General features: G+C 72.2%; 16 protein-coding genes and 2 pseudogenes. 11 read left to right on the forward strand and 7 right to left on the reverse strand.

Annotated elements, in window-relative coordinates; translation table 11 throughout:
- Positions 1-639, forward strand: a pseudogene (locus ACWEVO_RS07760) (peptidase); the annotation flags it as partial.
- Positions 640-725: 86 nt separating this feature from the next.
- Positions 726-1,322, forward strand: a complete 597-nt coding sequence (locus ACWEVO_RS07765) for a dihydrofolate reductase family protein (RefSeq protein WP_452306784.1) — start codon at positions 726-728, stop codon at positions 1,320-1,322.
- Positions 1,323-1,349: 27 nt separating this feature from the next.
- Here ACWEVO_RS07765 and ACWEVO_RS07770 read toward each other — a convergent pair whose 3' ends face one another.
- From ACWEVO_RS07770 to ACWEVO_RS07785, 4 genes are all read right to left on the reverse strand, one after another.
- On the reverse strand, positions 1,350-3,263 hold the full coding sequence (locus ACWEVO_RS07770; RefSeq protein WP_452306785.1) for a potassium transporter Kup: 1,914 nt from the start codon (positions 3,261-3,263) through the stop codon (positions 1,350-1,352).
- 34 nt (positions 3,264-3,297) lie between these two features.
- Positions 3,298-3,552 carry a Smr/MutS family protein gene (locus ACWEVO_RS07775; protein WP_212831464.1) on the reverse strand — a complete coding sequence of 85 codons (255 nt, stop codon included), beginning with the start codon at positions 3,550-3,552 and terminating at the stop codon, positions 3,298-3,300.
- Between the two features lie 58 nt (positions 3,553-3,610).
- A complete protein-coding gene (locus ACWEVO_RS07780; protein WP_452306786.1) occupies positions 3,611-3,979 on the reverse strand; it encodes a tetratricopeptide repeat protein in 369 nt (122 codons plus the stop codon).
- Between the two features lie 90 nt (positions 3,980-4,069).
- Positions 4,070-4,840 carry an ROK family protein gene (locus ACWEVO_RS07785; protein WP_452306787.1) on the reverse strand — a complete coding sequence of 257 codons (771 nt, stop codon included), beginning with the start codon at positions 4,838-4,840 and terminating at the stop codon, positions 4,070-4,072.
- A 79-nt stretch (positions 4,841-4,919) separates the two neighbouring features.
- On the opposite strand from ACWEVO_RS07785, the gene ACWEVO_RS07790 reads away from it, so the two are divergent.
- The 3 genes from ACWEVO_RS07790 to ACWEVO_RS07800 all read left to right on the forward strand — a co-directional run bounded on the left by ACWEVO_RS07790 (position 4,920) and on the right by ACWEVO_RS07800 (position 7,992).
- Positions 4,920-6,557: an ABC-F family ATP-binding cassette domain-containing protein gene (locus ACWEVO_RS07790; RefSeq protein ID WP_452306788.1), complete on the forward strand. Its 1,638-nt coding sequence runs from the start codon at positions 4,920-4,922 to the stop codon at positions 6,555-6,557.
- Between the two features lie 38 nt (positions 6,558-6,595).
- Positions 6,596-6,916 carry a hypothetical protein gene (locus ACWEVO_RS07795; RefSeq protein WP_452306789.1) on the forward strand — a complete coding sequence of 107 codons (321 nt, stop codon included), beginning with the start codon at positions 6,596-6,598 and terminating at the stop codon, positions 6,914-6,916.
- Positions 6,917-7,266: 350 nt separating this feature from the next.
- Complete coding sequence (locus tag ACWEVO_RS07800) at positions 7,267-7,992, forward strand: methyltransferase domain-containing protein (protein ID WP_452306790.1); 726 nt, start codon at positions 7,267-7,269, stop codon at positions 7,990-7,992.
- 15 nt (positions 7,993-8,007) lie between these two features.
- On the opposite strand, the gene ACWEVO_RS07805 is transcribed toward ACWEVO_RS07800, so the two are convergent.
- Complete coding sequence (locus ACWEVO_RS07805) at positions 8,008-9,018, reverse strand: LacI family DNA-binding transcriptional regulator (protein WP_452306791.1); 1,011 nt, start codon at positions 9,016-9,018, stop codon at positions 8,008-8,010.
- A 137-nt stretch (positions 9,019-9,155) separates the two neighbouring features.
- Between ACWEVO_RS07805 and arfA the strand changes: the two genes are divergently transcribed.
- Genes arfA through ACWEVO_RS07830 form a run of 5 tightly spaced genes read left to right on the forward strand, consistent with a single transcriptional unit; the run spans position 9,156 to position 14,846 of the window.
- A complete protein-coding gene (arfA, locus tag ACWEVO_RS07810) occupies positions 9,156-10,667 on the forward strand; it encodes an arabinosylfuranosidase ArfA (protein WP_452306792.1) in 1,512 nt (503 codons plus the stop codon).
- A gap of 37 nt (positions 10,668-10,704) precedes the next feature.
- Positions 10,705-12,033, forward strand: a complete 1,329-nt coding sequence (locus ACWEVO_RS07815) for an ABC transporter substrate-binding protein (RefSeq protein ID WP_452306793.1) — start codon at positions 10,705-10,707, stop codon at positions 12,031-12,033.
- The gene (locus ACWEVO_RS07820; protein ID WP_452306794.1) at positions 12,033-13,001 is read left to right on the forward strand and encodes a carbohydrate ABC transporter permease; all 969 of its coding nucleotides are present in this window, start codon (positions 12,033-12,035) and stop codon (positions 12,999-13,001) included. The genes ACWEVO_RS07815 and ACWEVO_RS07820 overlap by 1 nt, the downstream gene beginning before the upstream one ends.
- Before the next feature lie 10 nt (positions 13,002-13,011).
- Positions 13,012-13,836: a carbohydrate ABC transporter permease gene (locus ACWEVO_RS07825; RefSeq protein ID WP_452306795.1), complete on the forward strand. Its 825-nt coding sequence runs from the start codon at positions 13,012-13,014 to the stop codon at positions 13,834-13,836.
- On the forward strand, positions 13,833-14,846 hold the full coding sequence (locus ACWEVO_RS07830; protein ID WP_452306796.1) for a glycoside hydrolase family 43 protein: 1,014 nt from the start codon (positions 13,833-13,835) through the stop codon (positions 14,844-14,846). The genes ACWEVO_RS07825 and ACWEVO_RS07830 overlap by 4 nt, the downstream gene beginning before the upstream one ends.
- Positions 14,847-14,930: 84 nt before the next feature.
- Here the strand turns inward: ACWEVO_RS07830 and ACWEVO_RS07835 are convergent, their stop codons facing one another.
- The gene (locus ACWEVO_RS07835) at positions 14,931-16,430 is read right to left on the reverse strand and encodes an amino acid permease (RefSeq protein WP_452306797.1); all 1,500 of its coding nucleotides are present in this window, start codon (positions 16,428-16,430) and stop codon (positions 14,931-14,933) included.
- 300 nt (positions 16,431-16,730) lie between these two features.
- Between ACWEVO_RS07835 and ACWEVO_RS07840 the strand changes: the two genes are divergently transcribed.
- The gene (locus tag ACWEVO_RS07840; protein WP_452306798.1) at positions 16,731-18,392 is read left to right on the forward strand and encodes a glycoside hydrolase family 10 protein; all 1,662 of its coding nucleotides are present in this window, start codon (positions 16,731-16,733) and stop codon (positions 18,390-18,392) included.
- Positions 18,393-18,481: 89 nt separating this feature from the next.
- Here the strand turns inward: ACWEVO_RS07840 and ACWEVO_RS07845 are convergent.
- Positions 18,482-20,230 (reverse strand): annotated as a pseudogene (locus tag ACWEVO_RS07845) (ATP-binding protein); the annotation flags it as partial.
- Between the last annotated feature and the right edge of the window lie 13 nt (positions 20,231-20,243).

Below are 20,243 nucleotides of genomic sequence, written 5' to 3' on the forward strand. Positions count from 1 at the left end.
GCCGCGGTGCTCGCCGGGGTCGGCCTGGCCGTGGACCGCTTCGACGCCGCCCACCCGGTGCCCACCCACCTGATGTACGCCCTCGACGCCGGCACCGGGAAGGCCCGGTGGCTCAGCCGCGAGGACGACCCGCAGCCGTGGACGGACGGCTACGTCGACGGCGTCGCCGGGGTGGCCGACGACTTCCCCGGGCTCGGCGACGCCGAGCTGCGGTCCGGTCCCGCGCCGGCGGCGAACCTGCCCGCCCCGAAGCTGGACCTGCTCTCCGACACCCGCTCGGGCCAGCAGCGGATCCTGCGGCTGCGGCTCGTCCCGCAGCGCCCGGTCCGGCTGGCCTCGCTGCACGTCGACTCCGCCACCGCCGTGGTAAAGGCGGCCACGGTGGCCGGCCGGGACGTGCCGGTGAAGACACTGCGGGCCGGCTGGGGCTTCGGGATCGTCTTCCACGCCCCGCCGCCGGAGGGCATCGAGGTGACCCTCACCCTGACCTCGAACGTCGACCAGGTGCGGTTCCGGGCGATGGACGCCAGCGACGGCCTGGACCAGCTCCCCGGCTTCCGCCCGCGCCCCTCGGACGTGGGGGTGGTCGGCTCGCACACCTCCGAGATGCTCGCGGTCGCCGAGACCTACTCGTTCTGAAAAATTCCGCGGACGGATGTCGAGACGAGGAGGGCCGGCTTCTACCTCGGGATGAAGGGACAGCGACGAACCCGAGGAGCAGACAGATGACGAAGGTTACGACCGGCGCGACCATGTCGTTGGACGGCTACATCGCGGACGCGTCCCACGGGGGGTTCGAACACCTCTTCCAGTGGTACGGCAACGGCGACGTGGAGACGGCCATGGCCGGCATGACGGTCCGCACCTCGGCGGCGAGCGCCGAGCACCTGCGCGCGCTACGCGAGCGGACCGGCGCGCTGGTGGTCGGCCGGCGGCTGTTCGACATGACCAACGGCTGGGGCGGCCGGCACCCGATGAACGTGCCGGTGGTCGTGGTCACGCACCGCGTACCGGAGGGCTGGGACCGGGAGAGCGACTCGTTCGTCTTCGTGACGGACGGCATCGAGGCCGCGATCGACCGGGCGCGGGCCCTCGCCGGCGACAAGGAGGTCGGCGTCAACGGGGGCACCATCGCGGCCCAGGTCATCGAGGCGGGGCTCCTGGACGAGGTGCACGTCGACCTCGTCCCGGTCGTGCTCGGCGACGGCATCCCGCTCCTCGCCGGCCTGAAGATCGCCCCCGTGCTGCTGGACGGGCCCACCAACGTGGTCCAGGGCAACGGCGTCACCCACCTGGCGTACCGGGTGCGCAGGGCGGGCTGAGCCGGCACCGCTCACGACGCCGCGGGCTCAGACGGGAACCTCGGCACTGAGGACGATGGTCCGCTCCTCGGGCAGGCGAAGGAACTCGACCTGACTCGCGGCGTTGTGGGCGAGGCCGATGAAGAGGCGCTTGCGCCAGGTGGTCAGGCCGGGGGTACGGGTGATCCGCAGGGTGATCCGCGAGACGAAGTAGGAGACCTCGTCGAGGCTGATGCCCCGGCCGAGGGGATGCGCGGCGGCCCGGCGGAGCACCTCCGGGAAATCGGTGGGGTCCTGGAAGCCGAAGACCGCGGTGATGTGGACGATGCCGTCGTTCGGGTCGCCCAGGTCGTCGAAGGTCAGTCGTCGGTCCCAGGGAATGTGCGGGACGTTGGCGGTCCGACCGGAGATGATCACGATCTGCTCGTGCCGGACGTGGTTGTGCGCGACGTTCGCGCGCAGTGCCAGCGGGGTCGTCTCCTTGTTCGGGTGGGGGAACACCGCGGTACCGGGCACCCGCGTGACGTTCGCGGCATGCAGCCGGTCGATGAAGTCCGCCAGCGGGCCCTCCCGCTCGGTGCGGCGCGGGGTGACCAGTTCGGCTCCCCGCCGCCAGGTCACCAGGACCGTGAACAGGATGCCGGCGATGAGCAGGGTCAGCCAGCCGCCGTGGCTGATCTTGGCCAGGTTCGCGGTGAAGAAGATCAGCTCGATGCTGCCGGCGACGATCCCGAACAGCGCCAGCCGCCGGGTGGACCAGCGCCACCGCCCGTGCGCCACAACCAGGAACAGCGCCGTGGTGATCAGGAACGTCCCGGTGACCGCCACCCCGTACGCGGCGGCCAACCGGGTGGACGTGCGGAACGTGAAGATCACGATCAGGACCGCGGCGAACAGGCCCCAGTTCACCCCGGGCGCATAGATCTGCCCGTACTCCCGGCGGGACGTCTGCCGGATGCGCAGGTGCGGCAGGAAGCCGAGCCGCATCGCCTCCCGGGACACCGAGAACGCGCCGGTGATCACCGCCTGGGACGCGATCACCGTGGCCACCGTGGCCAGCACGACCATCGGCAGCCGCGCCCAGTCCGGCAGCATCAGGAAGAACGGGTTCGCCCGACTCTCCGGCGCGCGCAGGATCAGCGCCCCCTGGCCGAGATAGTTGAGGGTCAGGGCGGGGAACACGACCCCGAACCAGGCCCGGCGGATCGGGGCGCGGCCGAAGTGACCCATGTCGGCGTAGAGCGCCTCGGCGCCGGTGATCGCCAGCACCACGGCACCCATCGCGACGAACGCGATCAGCGGATGGGCCACGACGAACAGGACCGCGTACGTGGGCGACAGCCCGGCCAGGATGCCCGGATCACGGGCCACCTGGGCCACGCCGGCCACCCCCAGGCAGGCGAACCAGAGCAGCATGACCGGCCCGAACACCGCCCCCACCCGCCCGGTGCCCCAGCGTTGGCCGGCGAAGAGCAGGGTGAGGATCGCCGCGGACCCCGGCAGCACGACCACCGCCCAGCTCGGCGAGGTGACCTCCAGCCCTTCCACCGCCGACAGCACCGAGATCGCCGGGGTGATCACGCTGTCGCCGTAGAACAGGGCGGCGCCGAGCGCGCCCAGGGTCAGCACGGCGGCCGAGCGCCGCCCGGCGGTGCCGCTCAGCGCCCGTCCGGCGAGGGCGGCCAGTGCCATCACCCCGCCCTCGCCGTCGTTGTCGGCCCGCAGGATGAAGATCACGTACTTGATCGACACGATCAGGGTGATCGACCAGAAGACCAGCGAGATCACGCCGAACACGTCGGGGGCGTCCGGCACCAGGTTGCGGTCGAGGGAGAAGACCGTCTTCAGCGCGTAGAGCGGGCTGGTGCCGATGTCGCCGTACACCACGCCCAGCGCCCCCAGCAGCAACGCCGGTCCCGCCGTCTTCCCGGCGGCCCGGGCGGCACCCGTCAGCTCCGACACCCCACAGGAATACCAACCCGCCGGGATCAGCGGGCTACTTCCAGCGGAAGTGCACGAAGAGGCGGCCGAAGTTCTTCGAGTCCTTCTCGACCCGGTGGTAGAGCTGCTTCACGTCCTTCTGGTCGAGGAACCGCAGCACCTTCTTCTTGAGCTGGCCGGAGCCCTTGCCGGGGATGATCTCCACCATGCTGGCCTTCTTCGCCACCGCCTCGTTCATGATGTCGCGCAGGGCGCGGTCGATCTCGTAGCCCCGGTTGTAGATGTCGTGGAGATCGAGCTTGAGCTTCACGGAACCATCCTAGGGACGGCGAAGGGCAGTCCAGCCGGACTGCCCTTCGTCACCATCGTCAGCGCTGGCCGCCGACCTTGCCCTCCACCCGGCGCAGCGCCGCGGTGTAGTCGGCGTTGGTCGAGTACATGGCCGCCGCGATGCGCAGGTGCCGCAGCGCGTCGGCGGGGCGGTTCATCCGCTCCAGGGTGCGGCCGAGCACGTGGTGCGCGTAGTGGTCGCTCGGGTCCCGGTCGACCAACTCCCGCAGCTGCTCCTCGGCCCGGTTGAGCTGGGCCGACTGGAAGTACGCGCGGGCCAGCAGCTGCCGTACCGAGGAGTTGCCGGGCTCCGCCTCGACGATCGGCTCGAGCAGCCGGGCCGCTCCGGTCGGGTCACCCGCTTCGAAGAACATGGTCGCCCGCCGGTATTCCGCCAGAAGATCCACTCGACCCACCCCCTCGTGTCGCGCCGCCCTTTGTCCGACGCTGACACAACATCAGCCGGACCGCGAGTGTTCCTGGGGCGGAAATCGCGCTCACGGGGTCGGGTCGTACTGGTCGCCCACGAGTTCCCAGGCCCGGACACCGCCCACGATGCCGGCCGTGTTGGGCACGACCACGACGTCGTCGCCCATCCGGGCCAGTTGCTCCGGTCGGATCAGCCGTGCGTTGCCGCCACCGAGGTAGAGCCGGTCCCAGCGGAACACCGGCCGCAGCCCGTCCACCACCTGCCGGATCCGCCGGGACCAGAACGCGTCCCCCAGCCGCCGCCGTTCCGGCTCGCCGACGTACGTGTCGTAGGTGGTGTTCCAGCGCACCGGCGCGTGGGACAGCTCCAGGTGCGGGGCGATCACGCCGCCGTCGAAGAGCGCGCTGCCCAGCCCGGTCCCGAGGGTCAGCACCAGCTCGCAGCCGGTCCCGGCGACCACCCCCGCACCGTGCACCTCGGCGTCGTTGAGCACCAGCGCCGGGATGCCGAACGCCTCCGCGAGCGCGCTGCGCGCGTCGTACCCGGACCACTCGGCGACCAGCGCGGGGTCGACCTTGCTGCGCGGCCCGGAACGGGTGACGTAGTGCGGGGTGGCGACCACCACGCCGTGCCGGATCATGCCGGGCATCCCGACCGTGAGCCGGTCCGCGGCCGGCAGCCGGCCGCCCAGTTCGAGCAGCGTCTTGACGAAGAGCGCGGGCGGCAGCGGGTACGGCGTGGGCACTCGCAGGGCCTTGGCCCGCATCGTGCCCGCGGCGTCCAGGACGGAGGCCTTGATCCCGCCACCGCCGCAGTCGATCGCCAGAGTGGTCACCACGGGAGTGAGTCTCCCTCACCTCCGTCCCGCGACGCGGCCCGGTCGGTGCGATCGGCGGCTCGGTAGGCTCGGTCTCCTCATGAGCGCCACGTTGATCGCCAAGGACCTCACCGCCGGGCACGGTGACCGCCTGCTCTTCGCCGACCTGGACCTGGTCGTCGCCCCCGGCGACGTGATCGGGCTGGTCGGGGTGAACGGAGCCGGCAAGTCCACGCTGCTGCGTACCCTCGCCGGGCTCCAGCCCCGCGAGGAGGGCTCGGTGTCGTTGAGCCCACCCACCGCCACGGTCGGCTACCTGCCGCAGGAACCGGAGCGCCGGCCCGGTGAGACGGTCCGCGACTTCCTGGCCCGGCGGACCGGGGTGGCCACTGCGCAGGCCGCCCTGGACGCCGCCACCGAGGCGCTCACCACCGGGGCCGAGGGCGCCGACGACGCGTACGCGGGGGCGCTGGAGCGCTGGCTCGACCTGGGCGGGGCGGACCTGGAGGAGCGCGCCGAGCAGGTCGCCGCGGAGCTGGGGCTGACGGTCGACCTCGACCACCCGATGACCGCCCTCTCCGGCGGCCAGGCGGCCCGCGCCGGGCTGGCCTCCCTGCTGCTCAGCCGCTACGACGTCTTCCTGCTCGACGAGCCCACCAACGACCTGGACCTGGCCGGGCTGGACCGGCTGGAACGGTTCGTCACCGGGCTGCGGGCCGGGACGGTGCTGGTCAGCCACGACCGGGAGTTCCTCACCCGGACGGTCACCCGGGTGCTGGAGCTGGACCTGCACCAGCGGCAGGTCCGGCACTACGGCGGCGGCTACGCGGCGTACCTGGAGGAGCGGGAGGTGGCCCGCCGGCACGCCCGGGAGGAGTACGAGGAGTACGCCGACACCAAGGCCGACCTGGAGGCGCGGGGGCGGACGCAGCGCGCCTGGATGGAGAAGGGCGTCAAGAACGCCCGCCGCAAGGCCACCGACAACGACAAGATCGGCCGCAAGTACCGGGCCGAGGCCACCGAGAAGCAGGCGGCGAAGGCCAAGCAGACCGCCCGGTTGATCGAGCGGCTGGAGGTGGTCGAGGAGCCGCGCAAGGAGTGGGAGCTGCGGATGGAGATCGCCGCCGCGCCCCGCGCCGGCGCCGTCGTGGCCTCGCTCCGCAATGCCGTGGTACGTCGGGGCGGCTTCACCCTCGGCCCGGTGGACCTCCAGATCGACTGGGCCGACCGGGTGGCGATCACCGGGGCGAACGGCTCCGGCAAGAGCACCCTGCTCGCGGCCCTGCTGGGCCGGCTGCCGCTGGACGAGGGGTACGCGGCGCTCGGCCCCGGGGTGGTGGTCGGCGAGGTCGACCAGGCCCGCGGGCTCTTCCTCGGCGACCAGCCCCTGCTGGACGCGTTCGGCGCCGCCGTACCGGAGCTGGCCCCGGCCGACGTGCGGACGCTGCTGGCCAAGTTCGGGCTGCGCGCGGACCATGTGCTGCGGCCGGCCGCGACCCTCTCCCCCGGGGAGCGGACCCGGGCCGCCCTGGCGCTGCTCCAGGGGCGCGGGGTGAACCTGCTGGTGCTGGACGAACCCACCAACCACCTGGACCTGCCGGCGATCGAGCAGCTGGAGTCGGCCCTGGCCACGTACCCGGGGACCCTGCTGCTGGTGACCCACGACCGGCGGATGCTGGACGCGGTGAGCGTGCACCGGCGGCTGCGCGTGGCGGCCGGACGGATCGCCGAGGACTGATCCGTGCCGACCCGGTCGCGCCGGGTGAGAATGACTCCATGCTCAAGTGGGAGTACGCGCTGCTGGTCCGCCGCCGCCAGGCCGCCACCACCGACATCGGCTGGGAGGTCGTCTTCATCTGGTACGGCCCGGACGGCTCGATGGTCGACGTCACGGCGTACGGCGACACCGCGCTGGCCCACCTGAACCGGGCCGGGGACCAGGGCTGGGAGCTGGTCGCGATGAGCGAGGACCCGTCCCTGCCCGGCAACAACGAGCTGCACCGCTACCACCTCAAGCGGCCCAAGGCGGCCGCCGCTCAGCAGCCCCGGCAGCGGATGCGCGGGGGGCGCACCCCCCGCCGCACCATCGCCGGCTGACCTGGTACTCGGCCGCGCAACGCCGCGCCCTGGCGCGGACCAGCGCCCTCCGGCGAATGCGCTCGCGTCGGCGCTGCGGTTCGGCCGCGTCCGGTGGAGAGCCGGCGCACAACTGGAGAGCGGCATGTCTCTCCGACATCTTCATGTCTGACAGGCATGACGCTCTCGGGGAGTCTGCCGGATACCGGGATGACGCTCGGCGACGGAAGAGACGGAGCCTCCGGGCCGCAATTGGGGAGGCCGCGTGCCGGGAGGCTGGCCCGGACGCCCGACTCCGGCGACGCTGGCCGAAGGTCCGATCCAGGCATACCGGGCGGCGATGCGGGTATGGCGCGGCGCGGAGGTGGCGCATGGTGGTGATGGCGCATTCCGCACCCTCGGCCGAGCGGCTGGCCGTGGCCGACGGGTTCCTCGCCGAGGCGTGGGCCGACCTGGCCGCGCACGACGACCGGCTGCGCGGGCTCGCCGTCGACGTGCGCTTTGACCGGGGCGTGGCGCACCTGAGCGGCGAGGTCGCCAATCCGGCTCAGCTACGGCTGGTCCGGGATCTGGTCGGCCGGTTCGCCGGGGTGCTCGGCGTGTGGTGCCGGGTGGCCGTCGCGGGCCGTACGCCGGTGGTGGTGGACCTGGGCTGCGGGGCTACCAAGCAGTGGCCGGGCAACCTGGGCCTGGACATCTACCCGGCGGCCGGGGTGGACGCGGTCGCCGACCTGTCCGGCTCGCTGCCGCTGGCCGACGACTCGGTCGACGTCTTCTTCGCGGTGCACATCCTGGAGCACCTGATCGACTTCCTGCCGCTGCTGGACGAGTGCCACCGGGCGCTGCGGCCGGGCGGCGTGCTGCATGTGATGAGCCCGTGGTGGCGGCACGTGAACGCGGTGGCGGACCCCACCCACGTACGGCTGTTGGACGTGCAGACGTTCAAGGGCATCTGCGGTCAGCGTCCGCCGGGCACCCCGCGCTGGTACCCGCTGCACGTCGGGTGCGACGGCGCCTCCATCTTCGCCGACCTCACCCCGCTGGCCCCCGACGCCCCGGCACCCTCCCCGGCCCACCTGGCCCGCTTCTTCGACTGACCGGGCGGCCGCCGGTCAGCGACGGGCGGGTGCGCTCTCGCGGAGGGCGAGGCGGTGGGGGGCGATCAACTCCCGGGGCGGCGCGCCCGGGTCCCCGGAGAGGCGCTCCGCGAGCAGGTCGACGGCCCGACGGGCGATGCCCTCCTTGTCCGGCGAGACCGTGCTGAGCGTGGGGATCGAGAAACGGCCGTCCTCGATGTCGTCGAAGCCGGCCACCGCCACGTCCTCGGGCACCCGCAGCCCGGCCTCGTGCAGGGCCCGCAGCGCGCCGAGGGCGAGGGTGTCGTTGAAGCAGAAGACGGCGTCGGGGCGTACCCCGGTGGAGAGCAGGTGCCGCACGGCGGCCGCGCCGTCCGCGCGGTGCCAGGCCGGCGCGGGGGCCACCAGGCGCTCGTCGTAGTCGACGCCGACCTCGGCGAGCGCGGCGGCGTAGCCGGCCAGGCGGAGCCGGGCGCTCGCCCCCTCGGGCGTGCGCTGGGAGCCGATCGCGGCGATCCGGCGGCGGCCCAGGCCGAGCAGATGGGCGGTGATCTCACGGGCGGCGGCCACGTTGTCGATCATGACGTGGTCGGCCGGGCCGTGGTCGACCCGCTCGCCGAGCAGCACCATCGGCATCCCGTCGAGGCCGGCGAGGTCGTCGGCGGTGAGCGCGAGCGGGCTGAAGATCAGGCCGTCGATCATGTGGTCGCCGATCCCGCTGGCGGCCTTCCGTTCCTGCTCCGGCCCACCGCCGGTCTGGTCGATCAGCACCGTCCAGCCGTGCGCGGCGGCGGCGGTGACCACATGCCGGGCCAGCTCGGCGAAGTAGGGGATGTCCAGCTCGGGCACGGCCAGGGCGATCACGCCGGTCCGGCCCTTGCGCAGGTTGCGCGCGGAGAGGTTCGGCCGGTAGTTGAGCTCGGCGATCGCCTGCTCGACCCGGGCCCGGGTGTCCGGCCGGACGTGCTGGTAGCCGTTGACCACGTTGGAGACGGTCTTCACCGACACGCCGGCCCGCTCCGCGACGTCCTTGAGCCTGTGTCGCACCCTTCCTCCCCTGTCGGCGCTGCCGGCACTGTACCGCGTCCGCACCTCTTTACAACGTTGGTTACAACGTTGTACAAACCTGGGGTACGGGGTGACCGAGGTCACCTCAGCTCGGTACGAGGAAAGGTGGCACCCCCGTGCGGAACGCACAGCTGACGATCGACCCGGCCTTCACCATCGGGACGGCCGACCGCCGCCTCTTCGGCTCCTTCGTCGAGCACATGGGTCGCTGCGTCTACGGCGGGGTCTATGAACCCGGGCATCCCACGGCCGACCCGCGTGGCTTCCGGCGGGACGTCCTGGAGCTGACCCGCGAGCTGGGCGTCTCGGTGGTCCGTTACCCCGGTGGGAATTTCGTCTCCAGCTACCGCTGGGAGGACGGCATCGGCCCGGTCGGCGACCGGCCCCGCCGGCTCGACCTGGCCTGGAAGACGATCGAGACCAACGCGTTCGGGCTGGACGAGTTCATGACCTGGGCGGCCGAGGCGGGTGTCGAGCCGATGATGGCGGTCAACCTCGGCACCCGCGGTGTCCAGGAGGCCTGCGACCTGCTGGAGTACACCAACCACCCGGGCGGCACGCAACTGTCCGACCTGCGCCGCAAGCACGGCGCGGAGGAGCCGTACGGGGTGCGGCTCTGGTGCCTGGGCAACGAACTGGACGGCCCGTGGCAGGTGGGGCACAAGACCGCCGACGAGTACGGCCGGCTCGCGGCCGAGACGGCGCGGGCCATGAAGCTGATCGACCCGTCGATCAGCCTGGTGGCCTGCGGCAGCTCCAACCGGGGGATGGCGACGTTCGCCGCCTGGGAGGCGACCGTCCTGGAGCACACCTACGAACACGTCGACTACATCTCCGCGCACACCTACTACGACCCGTCCGACGGGGACCGGGCCAGCATCCTGGCCTCCGCCGTGGACATGGACAACTTCATCCGCGAGGTGGTCGCCACGGCCGACCACGTCGCCGCCAGGCAGCGGCAGAAGCGCCGCCTGAAAATCTCCTTCGACGAGTGGAACGTCTGGTACCAGTCCCGCCTCCAGGCCGACCTGGACCGGCGGGGCTGGGTCGAGGCGCCCGCGCTGATCGAGGACGACTACACCGCGGTCGACGCGGTGGTGGTCGGCGATCTGCTCATCACCCTGCTCCGGCACGCCGACCGGGTGGGGGTGGCCTGCCAGGCGCAGCTCGCCAACGTGATCGCCCCGATCCGTACCCGCACCGGCGGGCCGGCCTGGCGGCAGAGCATCTTCCACCCGTTCGCGCTGACCGCCCGGTACGCGCGCGGCACCGTGCTGCGCACCGAACCCGTCTCCCCCGGCTACGAGACGAAGCGGTACGGCGAGGTGCCGGTGCTGGACACCGTCGCCGTCCGGGACGAGGAGACCGGCGACCTCGCGGTCTTCGCGGTCAACCGGGGCGACGCGGACCTCTCGTTGGACCTCGACCTCCGCGGCCTGCCCGGACTCTCCGGTCGAGCGCACACCGCCCTCGCCGCCGGCGTCGAGCCGGCGGCCATGAACACCGAGGCCGAGCCCGAGCGGGTGACGCCCCGGGAGCTGAGCACCCCCACCGTCGAGGGCGGTCGCTGCACCGTGGCGCTGCCCGCCTGTTCCTGGAACCTGCTGCGCTTCGCACCGCAGTCGTGACCAGGCAATACTGCATCCCGTCCCCCAAGGAGCACACATGATCCAGCACGAGATGAGCCGGCGCCGCCTGCTCGGCCTCGGCGTCGGACTCGGCGCGGCGGCCACCCTCACCCTGGCCGGCTGCGGCGGCGGCAGCGCCAGCAAATCCCCCTCCGCCGGCAACGGCGGCAAGGACTACAGCGGCCCCAAGGTCGACCTGAAGCTGTGGAACGGCTTCACCGGCGGCGACGGCGACATCTTCAAGAAGCTCGTCGACCAGTTCAACAGCGAGCACCAGAACATCGCGATCGCGGTGAGCACGTACCGCTGGGAGGACTACTACGCCAAGCTCCCCGGCGCGGTCTCCAGCGGGGCCGGGCCGGACATCGCGGTCATGCACATGGACCAGCTCGCCACCTTCGCCGCGCGCGGGGTCATCACCGAGCTGGACGACGTGGCGAAGGCGCTCGAACTCAACGAGGGGGACTTCGCCCCGACGGTCTGGAAGGGCGGCCTGTACCACGACAAGCGGTACGGCATCCCGCTCGACATGCACCCGCTCGGCTTCTACTACAACAAGGGGGTCATGCAGAAGGCCGGCCTCGACCCGAACAAGCCGCCGACCACCCGCGAGGAGTACGAGGCAGCGCTGACCGAGCTGAAGAAGTCCGGCGTGCAGGGCTTCTGGGTCAGCCCGTTCCAGTTCACCGGCGGCATGACCTTCTACAGTGTGCTGCACCAGTGGGGCGGCACGCTCTTCGACCAGGACGTGGCGAAGGCGACCTTCAACTCCGACCCGGCGGTCGAGGCGTGCACCTGGCTGGTCAACATGATCAAGCAGGGCCACTCCCCGTCGAACGTCGGCCAGGACGCCGACTACCTGGCGCTGAAGAGCGGCAAGAACGCGTTCAACTGGAACGGCATCTGGCAGATCAACGACCTGGCCAAGAGCACGGACGTGCAGTGGGGCGTCGCGCCGCTGCCCAAGATCGGCAGCCAGCCGGCCGCCTGGGCGAACTCGCACAACTTTACCATCGTCAAGCAGCGCAACGCCGACGCCAACAAGATCGCCGGCGCCAAGGTGTTCATCAACTGGCTGAGCCAGCACTCGCTGGACTGGGCCAAGGGCGGTCAGGTGCCGGCCCGCAAGGCGGTCCGCGAGAGCGCCGAGTTCAAGGCCCTGCCGCAGATCAGCGCCCTCGCCCCCGAGCTGGAGTACGCCGCCTTCCCGCCGGCCGTACCCGGCCTCGGCGAGGTGCTCACCACCTTCTACACCGCCTTCAGCGAGGCGGCCCTGGGCAAGAAGTCCCCGAAGCAGGCGCTGGACGACGGGGCGGCCAAGGCCACCAAGCAGCTCGAGGACAACCGCAAGAAGTACGGGAGCTGATGCCGGTGGCCGACGTGATCGAGGCCGGGGCGGCGCGCCGGGACGCGCCGCCCCCGGCGGGGCGGGCGACCCGCCGGGGTGGGACACGCCGGGGCAGCCCGGCCACCCCGTACCTCTTCCTCGCGCCCTACCTGGTGTTGTTCCTCGGCTTCGGGGTGCTGCCGATCGTCTTCGGGCTCTGGCTCAGCGTGCACCAGTGGGACCTGCAGCTGCCCAACCGCCCGTTCGTCGGCCTGGACAACTACAAGACGCTCTTCGACAGCCAGTCGGCGGACTACGCGGACTGGTGGTCCGCCGTCCGCGCCACCGCCATCTTCACCGTCTTCTCGGTGCCGCTGCTGGTGGTCGTCCCGCTCGGGCTGGCGCTGCTGCTCAACGGCGCGTTCCCCGGACGGACGTTCTTCCGGGCCGTCTACTTCGCCCCGTACGTCCTCGGGGTGGCCGTCATCGGCCTGCTCTGGCGCTTCCTGCTCGACGCCAACCTGGGCCTGGTCAACCGCATGCTCGGCGCGGTGGGGCTGCCCTCCGACACGCCGTGGGTGACCGACGTGCCCTGGGCCTGGGTGTCGCTGGTCGGGGTGACCGTCTGGTGGACCTCCGGCTTCAACGCCGTCATCTACCTGGCCGGGCTGCAGGACATCCCGGCGGAGCTGTACGAGGCGGCCCGGGTGGACGGGGCGAACGGCTGGGAACGGTTCCGCAACGTCACCCTGCCCGGGCTCCGGCCGGTGCTGCTGTTCGTGCTGACCACCACGATCCTGGCCTCCGCGAACGTCTTCGGCCAGTCGTTCCTGATCACGCAGGGCGCACCCGGGCAGCAGACCCGCACCGTGGTCTGGCGGATCGTCGACGAGGGGCTGCGGGACAACGACGCCGGCAAGGCGGCGGCGATGAGCATCCTCTTCGCGCTGGCGCTCGCGGTGATCAGCGTCGTCAACTTCCGGCTGTTCCGCTACCGGGAAGACTGAGGAGGACCGGATGACCGCACTCCGTCGCGCCGGCCGCTACGCCCTGCTGGTGGCGCTGGCCCTGGTGTTCCTCACGCCGCTGCTCTGGATGCTGCTCACCTCGCTCAAGACGTACGGGGACGCGCAGAAGATCCCGCCGACCTGGCTGCCGAACCCGTTCTCCACGTACGGGTTCGACAAGATCGTGCACAACGACGCCAATCCGGTGCTGCGCTGGTTCGTCAACAGCATGCTGGCCGCCGCCCTGCACTCGCTGCTGGTGCTGGTCACCGCCTCGATGGCCGCGTACGCGCTGGCCCGGCTGCGGTTCCGCGGGCGGTCGCTGGGTTTCGCGCTGATCGTGGGGACGCTCTTCATCCCGCCCACCTCGCTGATCATCCCGAACTTCGTGATCGCCGACCGGCTGGGCTGGCTCGACACCCTGGCCGTGGTGATCGTGCCGGGCGCGGCGAGCGCCTTCGGGGTGTTCTTCCTGCGGCAGTTCTTCCTCTCCATCCCGGCGGAGTTGGAGGAGGCCGCGGTGCTGGACGGGGCGAACCACTGGCAGGTGTTCACCCGGGTGCTGCTGCCCCTGTCGAAGCCGGCCCTGGCCACCCTGGGGGTGCTGTCGTTCCTGACCAACTGGAACGACTTCCTCTGGCCGATCTACGTGCTGTTCAGCCCCGAGCGACTGACCCTGCCGGCCGGCCTGGGCCTGCTCCAGGGGGCCTACAACACCGACTACCCGGTGATCATGGCCGGGGCGGTGCTGGCCAGCGTGCCGGTGCTGATCCTCTTCGTGCTCGCACAGCGCCACATCATCCAGGGCGTCTCCCGCAGCGGCCTGAAAGGATGACCGGCGGGCGTCGCGGCGCGGCGGTCCTGGCCGCCGCGCTGCTCGCCGCCGGCTGCGGCACCGATCCGACCCCCTCGAACCGGCCGGAGGATCCGCGCATGTTCACCAACCCCGTCGTCCGGACCGACGCGCCGGACCCGCAGGCCATCCGGGTCGGCGACACCTGGTATCTGTTCCACACCAACTCCGGCGGCCGGAACGTGCCGGTGCTCACCTCCCCGGACCTGGTCGAGTGGACCCCGGCCGGGGACGCGCTGGCGGAACTGCCGGACTGGGCGGACGCCGGGAAGACCTGGGCGCCGGAGGTCATCCAGCTGGCCCCGGACCGGTTCGTCCTCTACTACACCGTCGCCGACCGGAAGTCCGGACGGCAGTGCGTGGGGCGGGCGGTCGCGGCGACCCCGTCGGGGCCGTACCGGGACGACTCGGCCGGCCCGCTGATCTGCCAGGCGGAGCTGGGCGGATCCATCGACGCGAGCCCGTACCGGGACACCGACGGCAGCCTCTGGCTGCTCTGGAAGAACGACGGCAACGCGATCGGGGTGGACACCTGGCTCTGGTCGCAGCGGCTCTCCCCGGACGGGCTCCGGCTCACCGGCACCCCGACGAAGCTGCTGAAGCAGACCGAGCCGTGGGAGGGCACGCTCATCGAGGGCCCCTTCTTCCACCGGCACGACGGCCGGCTCCACCTCTTCTTCGCCGCCAACGCCTACGACCAGGCCGGCTACGCCGAGGGGTATGCGGTCTGCGAGAGCCCGACCGGTCCGTGCGTGAAGGCCCCGGAGAACCCGATCCTCAAGGGCAACGCGGTGGCCTCCGGGCCGGGGCACGCCTCGATGATCGAGCAGGGCGGGCGGACCTGGCTGCTCTACCACGCCTGGCCGCCGGGGCAGGAGGGCGCCATCGACCCGGGCCGGCAGGTCTGGCTCGACGAGGTCGTCTGGACCGACGGCCGGCCCGTGGTGAAGGGCCCCACCGCCGACCCTCAGCCTCGCCCGGACGAGGTGTAAGGAAGGGCCCCTTCTTAACGCCTCAGGTAGAGCAGGGGCCCCTTCCTAACACCGCGCGTTAAGAAGGGGCCCCTGCTTACCCGGTCAGCGGGTGGCGGCGGGCTCGGGCAGGGCGGACGAGGCCGCCTCGCGGCGGGCCAGGCGGTTCTTGCGGTAGCCGTAGCCGAAGTAGATGAGGCCGCCGAGGAGCATCCAGACCAGGAACCGGATCCACGTCTCCACCGACAGGTTGAGCATCAGGTAGAGGCAGGCCAGCGCCGACAGGATCGGCAGCACCGGGGAGAACGGCACCTTGAACGGCCGGTCCAGGTCGGGGCGGCGGCGCCGCAGGATCGGCACGGCCACGGACACCAGCACGAAGGCGCAGAGCGCGCCGATGCTGACCAGGTCGGCCAGCGCGGAGAGCGGCAGCAGGCCGGCGAGCAGCGCGACTCCGATCGTCATGATCGCCGAGATCCGGTACGGGGTGCCCCAGCGCGGGTGCACCTTGGCGATGGACGGCGGGATCAGCCCGTCCCGGGCGATGGCGAAGCCGATCCGGCCCATGGCCACCAGGTCGACCAGGATCACGCTGGTCAGGCCGGCGATCGCGGCGATGGAGACCAGGATGGCCGCCCAGCCGGCGCCGGCCGCCTTGAACGCCGAGGCGATCGGGGCACCCTCGTCGATGTCGGTGTAGTGCACCATGCCGACCACGACCAGCGAGACGCCGATGTACAGCACGGTGGAGATGCCCAGCGTGCCGAGCAGGCCCAGCGGCAGGTCCCGGCGGGGCTTGCGGGTCTCCTCACCTAGGTTCGCCACGGCCTCGAAGCCGGTGTACGCGAAGAAGACCACCGCGGCGGCGGTGAGCACCCCGGCGAAGCCGAAGACGGAGGGCTCCAGCCCGAAGATCGCCTGGGTGACCGGCTGTCGGATGCCGTCCTCGCTGCCGCCCGCCGGCTCGGCCGACGGGATGAACGGGCTGAGGTTGGCGGCCTTCACGAAGAACAGCCCGGCGACCACGATGAAGACGCAGATGGCGACCTTGACCAGGACCAGCACGTTGGTCACCCGGGCGGACTCACGGATGCCGACGATGCCGATCACCCCGAGGACCAGCACGATGGCGATCGCGCCGAGGTTGACCACGCTGCTCTCCTCGGCGAACCAGGCGCTGGGCAGGCCGAGGAGTTCGGCGAGGTAGCCGGACCAGCCCCGGGCCACCACCGCCGAGCCGAGCGCGAACTCCAGCAGCAGGTCCCAGCCGATGATCCAGGCGACGATCTCGCCCATGGTCGCGTACGCGTAGGTGTAGGCGCTGCCCGCGGCCGGGACGCTGGAGGCCAGCTCGGCGTAGCAGAGCGCGGCGAGCAGGGCGACCACGCCGGCGATCGCGAACGAGATCACCACGCCGGGGCCGGCGTGGTTCTTGGCCTCGATGCCGGTCAGCGTGAAGATGCCGGTGCCGATCACGATGCCGATGCCGAAGCCCATCAGGTCGACGGCGCCGAGGCGGCGGCGCAGGCCGGGCCGGCCGTCCTCGCCGTCGGCGTCACTCTGGGCCTGCACGTCCCTGATCGGTTTGGTCCGCAGGACGGACACGGGTCACCTCCCCAGCGTGCGACCACCACGGCGGCGGTCCGGTGACCGGCGAAGGTACCCAGCTGACTCTCGACCAACCCCTCACCCGACGTGTCGGAAAGGTCACGATGCGACCTGTGGCCCGGCTCACCCCTCGGGCGTTCGGCCCGACCTGGGCATCGATCCGTCCGCAGGTCTTGCGCAGCATCGGGATAGATGAAAGTTTTCTACCGGCGGCAGATATTCTGCGGCGAATCTTGCCGGATGAGCCCGACGTCCGCCGCCGCCGCTCCGGGAGCCCCAACGAAGGGACCGCACCGCATGAAGGCAACTCGGCTCAGAGCCGCCGGGCTGGCCGTGGCGCTGCTCGGCGCACTGGTCGCCGGCACCCCCGCACACGCCGCGGAGAGCGACACGGCGTCCGACCCGAACACGACCACCTGCGTCACCGACCCGGCCACGCCCAAGCGGCAGTTCCGGGCCATGTGGATCGCCTCGGTGACGAACATCGACTGGCCCAGCAAGGCCTCGTGGACCGACCCGGACCAGATCGCCAAGCAGAAGGCCGAATACCTGGGCTGGCTCGACCTGGCGCAGAAACTGCACCACAACGCCGTCGTGGTGCAGGTCCGCCCGACCGCCGACGCGTTCTGGCCGTCGCCGTACGAGCCGTGGTCGGAGTACCTCACCGGGGTGCGCGGCCAGGACCCGGGCTGGGACCCGCTGGCCTTCCTGGTCGAGGAGTCGCACAAGCGGAACCTGGAGTTCCACGCCTGGATGAACCCGTACCGGGTCTCCATGCCGGCCCCGGGCGGCGCCGGCGCGGACATCGCCAAGCTCGCCCCGAACGCCCCGGCCCGGCAGCACCCGGACTGGGTGTTCGCGTACCCGCCGGCCGGGGTCGCCGGCAGCCGGCTCTACTACAACCCCGGCATCCCCGAGGTCCGCGAGTTCGTCCAGACCGCGATGCTGGACGCGGTCAAGCGGTACGACGTCGACGGCGTGCACTTCGACGACTACTTCTACCCGTACCCGAGCGGCACCTACCAGTACCCGGACGACGCCACCTTCGCCCAGTACAACCGGGGCTTCACCGACAAGGCCGACTGGCGGCGGGACAACATCAACCTGCTGGTCCAGGAGATGAACGCCAAGATCAAGGCGGTCAAGCCGTGGGTGAAGTTCGGGGTCAGCCCGTTCGGCATCTGGCGTAACAAGAGCGCCGACCCGAACGGCTCGGACACCACCGGCAGCCAGTCGTACGACATCATCTCCGCCGACACCCGTAAGTGGATCAAGGAGGAGTGGATCGACTACGTGGTGCCGCAGCTCTACTGGTACATCGGCCAGTACCCGGCCGCCGACTACGCCCGGCTGGTGCCGTGGTGGGCCGAGCAGGTGCGCGGCACGAACGTCCAGCTCTACATCGGTCAGGCCGACTACAAGAGCGGCGACCCGGCGTACGGGTCGTACTGGATGAACCCACGCGAGCTGTCCGACCACCTGACGCTCAACCGGTCGTACCCGGAGGTGCTCGGCAACGTGCACTTCTCCGCGGTGCAGGTGCGGGCGAACCGGCTCGGCGCCACCGACATCTACACGGCCGAGCACTACTCCCGCCCGGCCCTGGTGCCGACCATGTCCCAGCTCCCGTCGCGGCCGCTGCTCGCCCCGGTGGTCACCGACGCCGAGCGGCAGTCCGACGGCGTACGCCTGAGCTGGCGGCAGCCGGCCGACGGCGAGGGTCCCCTGGGCACCGCCACCTCGTACGCGATCTACCGGTTCGACGGCGCCGGCCTCGCCGACCGCTGCGGCTTCGCCGACGCGGCCCACCTGGTCGGCACCGTGCGGGGCACCGACGGTGACGTGCAGTCCTGGGTGGACACCACGGCGGCGGACGGCGCGCGCTACACCTACTACGTGAGTGCGCTGGACCGGTCCTGGAACGAGGGCCCGGTCAGCCCGCCGCGCTTCGTGCGCTGACGCGGCGCGAATGCCCCGGACCCGTTCGCGGTCCGGGGCATTCGTCCGTCCGGGCACCGGTCCGCGCCGACATCCGGCGTGGGCCGCGGTCAGCCCGTGGTGGAGCGGGGGAAGCGGGGCGACGCGGGCCGGCGTGGGCCGGGGGCGATGAAGCGGGGCGAGTCGGCGGCCAGGTCCGGGTGCTCCACCTCGAGGGCCAGCGCCGCCGCTTCCTCCAGGGCCAGCTCGCCGCCCGCCGCGTACGCGGCGTCGAACGTCCCGTCGCCGAGCACCCGGCGCAGCTCCGCCTGCCGCTCCAGCCAGTACGGCCCGTAGATGCCCGGGGTGGCGCGCAGGTACGCCCGGGTGGCCTGGGCCGCGCCGAAGAGCCGGGCCGCGGTGACCGGATCACCCCCCAGCGCGCAGCGCACCGCGATCGCGTTGAGCGTGTCGCAGGCCCGCCCCAGGTAGCCGTGGTTCATCCGGGAGCGGAGCGCCACCAGCAGGTGCTCGTGCGCGGCGACCAGGTCGCCCCGGTCCAGGGCCACCAGACCGAGCAGCATGTCCACCGAACGCCGGCCCCGCTCGACCGGGCGGGCCGCCTCCACCGGACGGGCCGCCCCGAGCAGCTCGGCCGCCTCGTCCAGCGCGCCCCGGCGCCAGAGCAGCTCGGCGAGGTTGTAGACGGCCAGCAGCGCGTCCGGGACCACGTCCTGCGCGTACGCCCAGTCGATCACCTCGCGGCAGACCCGCTCCGCCTCGGCGAACTGCCCCAGGTCGACCAGCGGCCCGGCGCGCCCGGCCAGCACCCGGGCCAGCAGCCCCAGGTCGCCGGCCTGCCGGGCGGCCGCCTCGGCCCGCTGCGAGTAGCGCAGCTCCTCGGCGAACTCCCCGTCCGCCCCGGCGTGCAACGAGTGCATGTGGTACGCCGCCGCCAGCTCCGCCTCCGGGATCTGCTCGCCGGTCTCGGCGATCCGGCCGTAGAGCCGGAACAGCCAGAGCCGGCCCTCCCGGGCCAGCCCGCGCTCCCGCCACCACTGGTCCAGCCCGCCGGCCAACCGGAGGCCCGAACGGGCACTGCCGCCGGTGGCGCACCAGCGCAGCGCCGCCCGCAGCTCCCCGGCGAGGGGGTCGAGCGCGTACAGGGAGAGGGTGACCGGGCGGCCGTCCGGGCCGAGGTGGGCGGCCTCCAGGGCGTGCCGGGACCAGGCGACGTGCCGGTCCCGGGCGGTCTGCTCCTCGCCGGCCTCGGCCAGCCGGCGGGCCGCGTACGCCCGGATCGGGTCGAGCATCCGGTAGGTGCTCCCCGAGGCGCGCGGCTCGGCCAGCACCATCGACTTGTCCACCAGCACGGAGAGCGGGTCGAGCGGGTCGTCGTCCAGCAGCCACTGCACCGTCGACAGGTCCACCGGCCCGGCGAAGACCGCCAGCCAGCGCAGCAGCCGGGCCGAGCGCGCGCCCAACGTCCGGTACGACCAGGTGACCGTGGCCTGCATGGTGAGGTGACGTTCGTTGGCCGAGCGCTGCACCGCCCGGGTCGCCGGCGCCGGCGGGGCGGCCCCGGTCGCGGCGGCCACCAGGTCCACGGTGTCCTGCTGGTTGCCGCTCCAGGCGTCCTCCACCGGGGGTGGCTCGGGCTCCTCCCGGCCCGCGTCCAGGGTGCCCAGCATGTCGTCGAGGCGTTCGGCGAGCTGGCCGGCCGACAGCACCCGCAGCCGCGCGGCGGCCAGCTCGATGGCGAGCGGCAGGCCGTCCAACCGGCGGACCACCCGGCGCAGGTCCGCCTGCTCGGCCGGGTCGGGCGGCCGGCCGCCCCGGGCCGCCGCCCTCCGCACCAGCAGCAGGGGCACCCCGTCGCTCTACCCCCCGGCG

The sequence above is a fragment of the Micromonospora sp. NPDC003776 genome (assembly GCF_053605645.1).